General features: G+C 68.6%; 5 protein-coding genes. 3 read left to right on the top strand and 2 right to left on the bottom strand.

Features of this window, described 5'->3' with window-relative positions; genetic code table 11:
- The coding region (locus tag AC04L7_RS11885) for a response regulator (protein ID WP_475513071.1) at positions 1-334 on the bottom strand (334 nt) is incomplete at its 3' end.
- A gap of 157 nt (positions 335-491) precedes the next feature.
- Between AC04L7_RS11885 and AC04L7_RS11880 the strand changes: the two genes are divergently transcribed.
- From AC04L7_RS11880 to AC04L7_RS11870, 3 genes are all read left to right on the top strand, one after another.
- Complete coding sequence (locus tag AC04L7_RS11880) at positions 492-1370, top strand: M28 family metallopeptidase (protein ID WP_435998836.1); 879 nt, start codon at positions 492-494, stop codon at positions 1368-1370.
- 428 nt (positions 1371-1798) lie between these two features.
- Positions 1799-2017 carry a hypothetical protein gene (locus tag AC04L7_RS11875; RefSeq protein WP_299346905.1) on the top strand — a complete coding sequence of 73 codons (219 nt, stop codon included), beginning with the start codon at positions 1799-1801 and terminating at the stop codon, positions 2015-2017.
- A 96-nt stretch (positions 2018-2113) separates the two neighbouring features.
- Positions 2114-2932, top strand: a complete 819-nt coding sequence (locus tag AC04L7_RS11870; RefSeq protein ID WP_475513070.1) for an isocitrate lyase/PEP mutase family protein — start codon at positions 2114-2116, stop codon at positions 2930-2932.
- Positions 2933-3325: 393 nt separating this feature from the next.
- Here the strand turns inward: AC04L7_RS11870 and ggpS are convergent.
- On the bottom strand, positions 3326-5250 hold a 1925-nt coding region (gene ggpS / locus AC04L7_RS11865; protein WP_475513069.1), incomplete at its 5' end, for a glucosylglycerol-phosphate synthase.

Below are 5250 nucleotides of genomic sequence, written 5' to 3'. Positions count from 1 at the left end.
GCTCGGTGGCGTCGCCGGCCTTGCCCAGGTAGCCGGATGCACCGGCTTCCAGCAGGCGCTTCGGCAGCGGGCCGTCTTCGAGCACCGACACGATGATGACCCGCACGCCGATATCGGCGCGCACGATGCGCTCGGTCACCTCCAGTCCGCTGTAGCCCGGCAGGTGCAGGTCGCACAGCACCACGTCGGGCTTCAGCTGGCGAACCAGCGGCAGGGCGGCCTCGCCGGTTTCCGCCTCGCCCACCACCTCGATGTCGGTCTCCGTACCGAGGATCAGGCGCATGCCGGTGCGCACCAGCGCGTGGTCGTCGATGAGGAAAACACGGATGGTCATGGAGACGGATGCCTTGGGGGATACGGGTGGAGCGTAGGGGTGGCGTCCATCGCCGCGCAATTAACATTGTATCGACGCACGCCGGCGGCGAGCGCCCCGGCCGGTCGAGACCGCCGCCGGCCTGCGGCATACTCGCGCTTTCCACCGGAATTCCGCCATGACCTCTCTGCGCCGCTGCGCCCGCCACGCCCTCCTGTTGTCCCTCCTCACCAGCGTGCCGGCCTGGGCCGACGACGTCTCCGGTCGCTGGCTGCAGCAAGTCGAAGCGGTCAGCGCGCGCAGCGACACTGCCGCACGCGGCGATGCCATCGGCCAGCGCCTGACGGCGCTCGGCATCGAATGGAAGCGTGAGGCGTTCGAGCAGGACGGACAGTCCGGGCAGAACCTGGTCGCCGACCTGGGCGGCCCCGGCAAGGCGCCGCTGCTGCTGATCGGCGCACACTACGACAAGGTCGACGTCGGCCACGGAGCCACGGACAACGCGTCCGGCGTCGCGGCCGTGCTGGAGCTGGCGCAGGCATTGAAAGCGAAGCCCCTGGCACACCACCGCGTGCAGGTCGTGTTCTGGGACCTGGAGGAGAAGGGCCTGCTCGGCTCGCGCGCGTGGGTCGCCACGCCGGGACGCGAGAAACCGGCCCTCTACGTCAACTTCGACGTATTCGGCTGGGGCGACACGCTGTGGATGATGCAGCCCGCCAGCGACAGTGGCGACAGCCTGCTGGTCGCCGCCCTGCGGGCATCCAGCAAGCACGAGAAACTCGGCTTCCAGCCCGGCGACAAGTACCCGCCCACCGACCACCTCGCCTTCCTCAAGGCGGGTTGGCCGGCGGTGTCGTTCTCGCTGGTCGGTGGCGAGGAGATCGACCCGATCCTGACGGTCTTCGGCGGCGGCAAGCCGGCGCAGATGCCGAAGGTGATGGAGGTGATCCACAGCGCCCGCGACACGGCCGCAGAACTGGACAGCGGTCGCGTGGACGATGCCCTGCGCGTCGTGGAACACGGGCTGCGCGCCTGGGATGCCGCTCCCGCACACTGAGCCTGCACCGCGCCGGACACACAAACGGGCCCTTTCGGGCCCGTTTGCATTGGGGGGCGAGAACACGCCTGGCTCTCCGGGCGGCGACGGTGTCGGACTCGCGGTCCACCGCCAGGCGCAGCTAAGGAACAGGGGGTGTCCGGTGCGCTGCGTTCGGTTCTCTCGTGGTGCCCTGGGTGTCAGCCTTGCGGCTCGGTAGCAGGGGGTCGCGGGAGGCAGAAGGGGTGGATCCGCCGGCCCGACCACTGCGCGCTATTTTACGGACGCGGATGCGAAGACCGCGTGCATGGCGTTCAGCCTGACTGCACAGTTTTCTCACGCCATTTCCACATGACTTAATCGCGTGGAACCGCCGTGCCCGCGTATGCGTCCGCATCACGCGTCGCGCCGTACGTTGCACCACAGGCAACGCATTCCGCATCCCCATGATGACGTTCGATCTCTTCCACGCTCCCGCCGACGATGGCTCGTACGAGCTGTCGATCAACGAATCCCCTCCCCTGCACTTCAGCAGCCCGGGCGCGGCCTTGGGCTATGCCGTCAAGCTGGCCAACCAGCGCCACCAGCAGGGGCTGGAGTACGCCATCAACATCGAAGGCGGCGACGGTCGCTGGCGCCTGTTCGAGGGCTGGCGTCTCTGCGCCTGATCCACGGGCACGCGACGGATATTGCTGTCCGCAAGCGGTGAGTCCTGAAGTGATGCGCGTGGCACTCTGTGCGCCCGCTTCTTCCGACGACCTGCCATGACGCATCTTTCCGCGGTCTCCCGCTTCCGCGATCTTCATTCGAGGGGTCTGCTACGCCTCGCCAACGCCTGGGACGCGGGAACGGCCCGTCTGATCGAACACCTGGGCGCGCCTRCCGTCGCCACCACCAGTGCGGGACTTGCTTGGGCACAAGGCTATCCAGACGGTGACTCACTGGACAGGGACGCGCTGCTGCACGCCGTCGCCGGCATCGCGCGCGCCATCCACGTGCCGCTGACCGTCGACATGGAAGGCGGTTACTCCGACGATCCCCCCGTGGTGGCGGATACCGTAGTCCGGGCCGTGCACGCGGGCGCGGCAGGCATCAATCTGGAAGACGGCGCACGCGACCCCGCGCTGCTCGCCACGAAGATCCGCGCCATCCGCGCGGCGTGCGTGCGCCATGGGCTGGATGTCTTCATCAACGCGCGCACCGACGTATATCTTCGCGGCCTGGTGGTAGAAGGCGCACGCCTCGAGGAAACCGTGGCGCGTGCCGATCTGTATCGCGATGCTGGCGCCGACGGCCTGTTCGCGCCGGGGCTGGTCGATGCGGACGCGATCCGCACGCTGGTCGCGCGCTGCGGCCTGCCGCTCAACCTGATGGTGCGCCCGCAGCTGCAGGACCTGGCCGCGTTGCAGGCGTGGGGCGTACGACGCATCAGCACGGGTTCGGCGCTGGCCGAATCGATGTACGGTCGCCTGGCGACGCAGGTCAGCGCGTTCCTGCACGAGGATGCGACGTCCCTGCCCGATCCGCAGGCGATGGGCTACGGTGCGGTCAACGGTTTGTTCGCTGCATCCGATCGCGGATGAGGGTAGGAATTTCCCTACAGCACGGCGGGGCTACACCCGACTGCGAAGGTGAGCGCCATCCACGACCATGGACGCGTCCCCGGCAGCACGCCCTGCGCAGGCCACGAATGGCCGCTCTGCAACGGAAACGGGCGCTGCCTTGAGCAAGCAGCACTGCCGGAGCCGGGGACTCCCCCTTTCAGACCCGACCGACCCGGTCGGGTTTTCTTTTGGCCGCGGCGCTCAGCGCGCCCACAGCTCCGGTACCTGGGCCAGGCCGAACAACACGAGCGCCGTGGCCGCGATCAGCAGCCACGCCATGCTCCTCACGACCATCATCCGCATCGCGGCGTCCCCCCTCCGTCTGTGAGGCGACTATCGCGGCCCACGGGGGACGCGTCAAACGTAAATACGTTACGCGGCGATCGCGGTGTGGGCTCCGGCCGTGGGCGTGTCGTCCGCGCCACGCGCAGCGGCGAGGAACTCGCGCCCCCAGCGCGACAGGTCGTGGTGCCGCACGATGTCGAACAGCCGACGCTGACGGTCCTCGCGCTCGCCCGGCGTCATTCCCAGCGCCTGCCGCAGCGTGCGCGCCAGATCGGCCGGGTCGTGCGGATTGGTCAGCACCGCACCCTTCAGCTCCGCGGCCGCGCCGGCGAACTCGGACAGCACCAGCACGCCATCGCCACCGTCCAGTCCCTGCACGGCGACGAACTCCTTCGCCACCAGGTTCAGGCCATCGCGCAACGGCGTGATCCACATGACGTCGGCGGCCGCGTAGTGCGCCACCACGTCGGCGAAGGGCAGCACGCGGGCAAAGAAGCGCACCGGCGTCCAGTCCAGCTGCGACAGCCGACCGTTGATGCGCCCCACCGCCTGTTCGATCTGCTGCTGCAGCGGGCGATAGATGGTCATCTCCTTCGCGGCGGGTACGCAGACCAGCACCAGCGTCACTTCGCCGCGCAGCTCGGGCGACTCGTCCAGCAGGCGTTCGAACGCCTGCAGCTTCTGCAGGATGCCCTTGGTGTAATCCAGCCGTTCGATCGACAGCACCAGCTTGCGCCGGCCGATCTCGTCGCGGATGCGCGCGATGTCCTCCGCCACCTGCTCCGTCTCGAGACAGGCCCGGATGCGCCCCACGTCGGTGCCGATCGGGTGCGCACCGATGCGCACCGTGCGTCCGTCGATACGCAACTCCGTGGCCATGTCCTCCACGCCGACCGCGCAGCCGAAGGTCATGAAGCGCGGCGCGCACGACGCGCGCCGCGTCACCTCGACCGGGAACGTGCTGCGCACCGCGTCGGTGAAGTTCTCGGCATGGCGCGGGATGTGGAAGCCCACGTAGTCGCAGGCCAGCAGGCTGCCGAGGATCTCGCGGCGCCACGGCAGGACCGCGAAGATGTCCGCCGAGGGAAACTGCGTGTGGTGGAAGAAGGCGATCTTCACGTCCGGCCGCAGTTCGCGCAGCACCGACGGCACCATCCACAGGTTGTAGTCGTGCAACCAGACGGTCGCACCCGGCGCGGCCTCGGCGGCGGCAGCCTCGGCGAAGCGGCGGTTGACGCGCTTGAATAGGTCCCAGTCGTCCTCGCTGAAACGCGCGCGCTCCCAGAAGCTGTTGATCACCGGCCAGAACGCCTCCTTCGAGAAGCGCTTGTAGAACACGTCCACCTCATGCTTGGTCAGCGGCACGTGGGTGGCGGTAAGGCCCGGATAGCGTTCGGCGTCCACCGGCGCGCGCGGCTCGATGGGGGGTGCCTTCGGATCGTCCACCGTCCACGCCACCCACGAACCGGGCTGGCCATCGCCGAAGAAACTCAACAGGCTCGGGATGATGCCGTTCGGCGAACTGTGCGGGCGGCGCACGCGCTGTCCATCGACGATGTGTTCCTCGTACGGCAGGCGGTGGTAGACCATCACCAGTTCCGCCTTGCCCGGGGGATGCAGCGTGGGCCGGTAGTCGTCCGCCTCCAGCAGCGCGAAGTGCGCCATCGCCTGCAGGATGCCGCCGCAGCCCGGCGCATCGGCATGCAGCACGTTGTCCATGTCGGCCGTGGCGGCGATCAGCGCCGGCTCGGATTCGCCCACGCACACGCCGGGGAAGCCCTCGCCATACATCGACAGGTCGTTGAGCGTGTCGCCGGCCACCAGCACGCGCGACGGGTCGAGTGCCAGCTCGTCCACCAGCGCGGTCAGCGTGCTGCCCTTGCGCGTGTCGCGCGGCAGGATGTCCAGGTAGCGGTCGGCCGAATACAGTACTTCGCAGCCCAGCGAGGCGGCGACGGTCTTCACTTCGGCCTGGATCGTGGAGAGCTGTTCGGGATGGCAGTAGTAGGAGC

The sequence above is a fragment of the Pseudoxanthomonas sp. LjRoot204_2 genome (assembly GCF_056175765.1).
The sequence above is the reverse complement of the archived record's forward strand: the minus strand, read 5'-3'. Positions and strand labels throughout refer to the sequence as shown.

Excerpts from the sequence above, each read along its gene's own strand:
- AC04L7_RS11875 (WP_299346905.1), top strand. The coding sequence starts at position 1,799 with ATGACGTTCGATCTCTTCCACGCTCCCGCCGACGATGGCTCGTACGAG.
- AC04L7_RS11880 (WP_435998836.1), top strand. The coding sequence starts at position 492 with ATGACCTCTCTGCGCCGCTGCGCCCGCCACGCCCTCCTGTTGTCCCTC.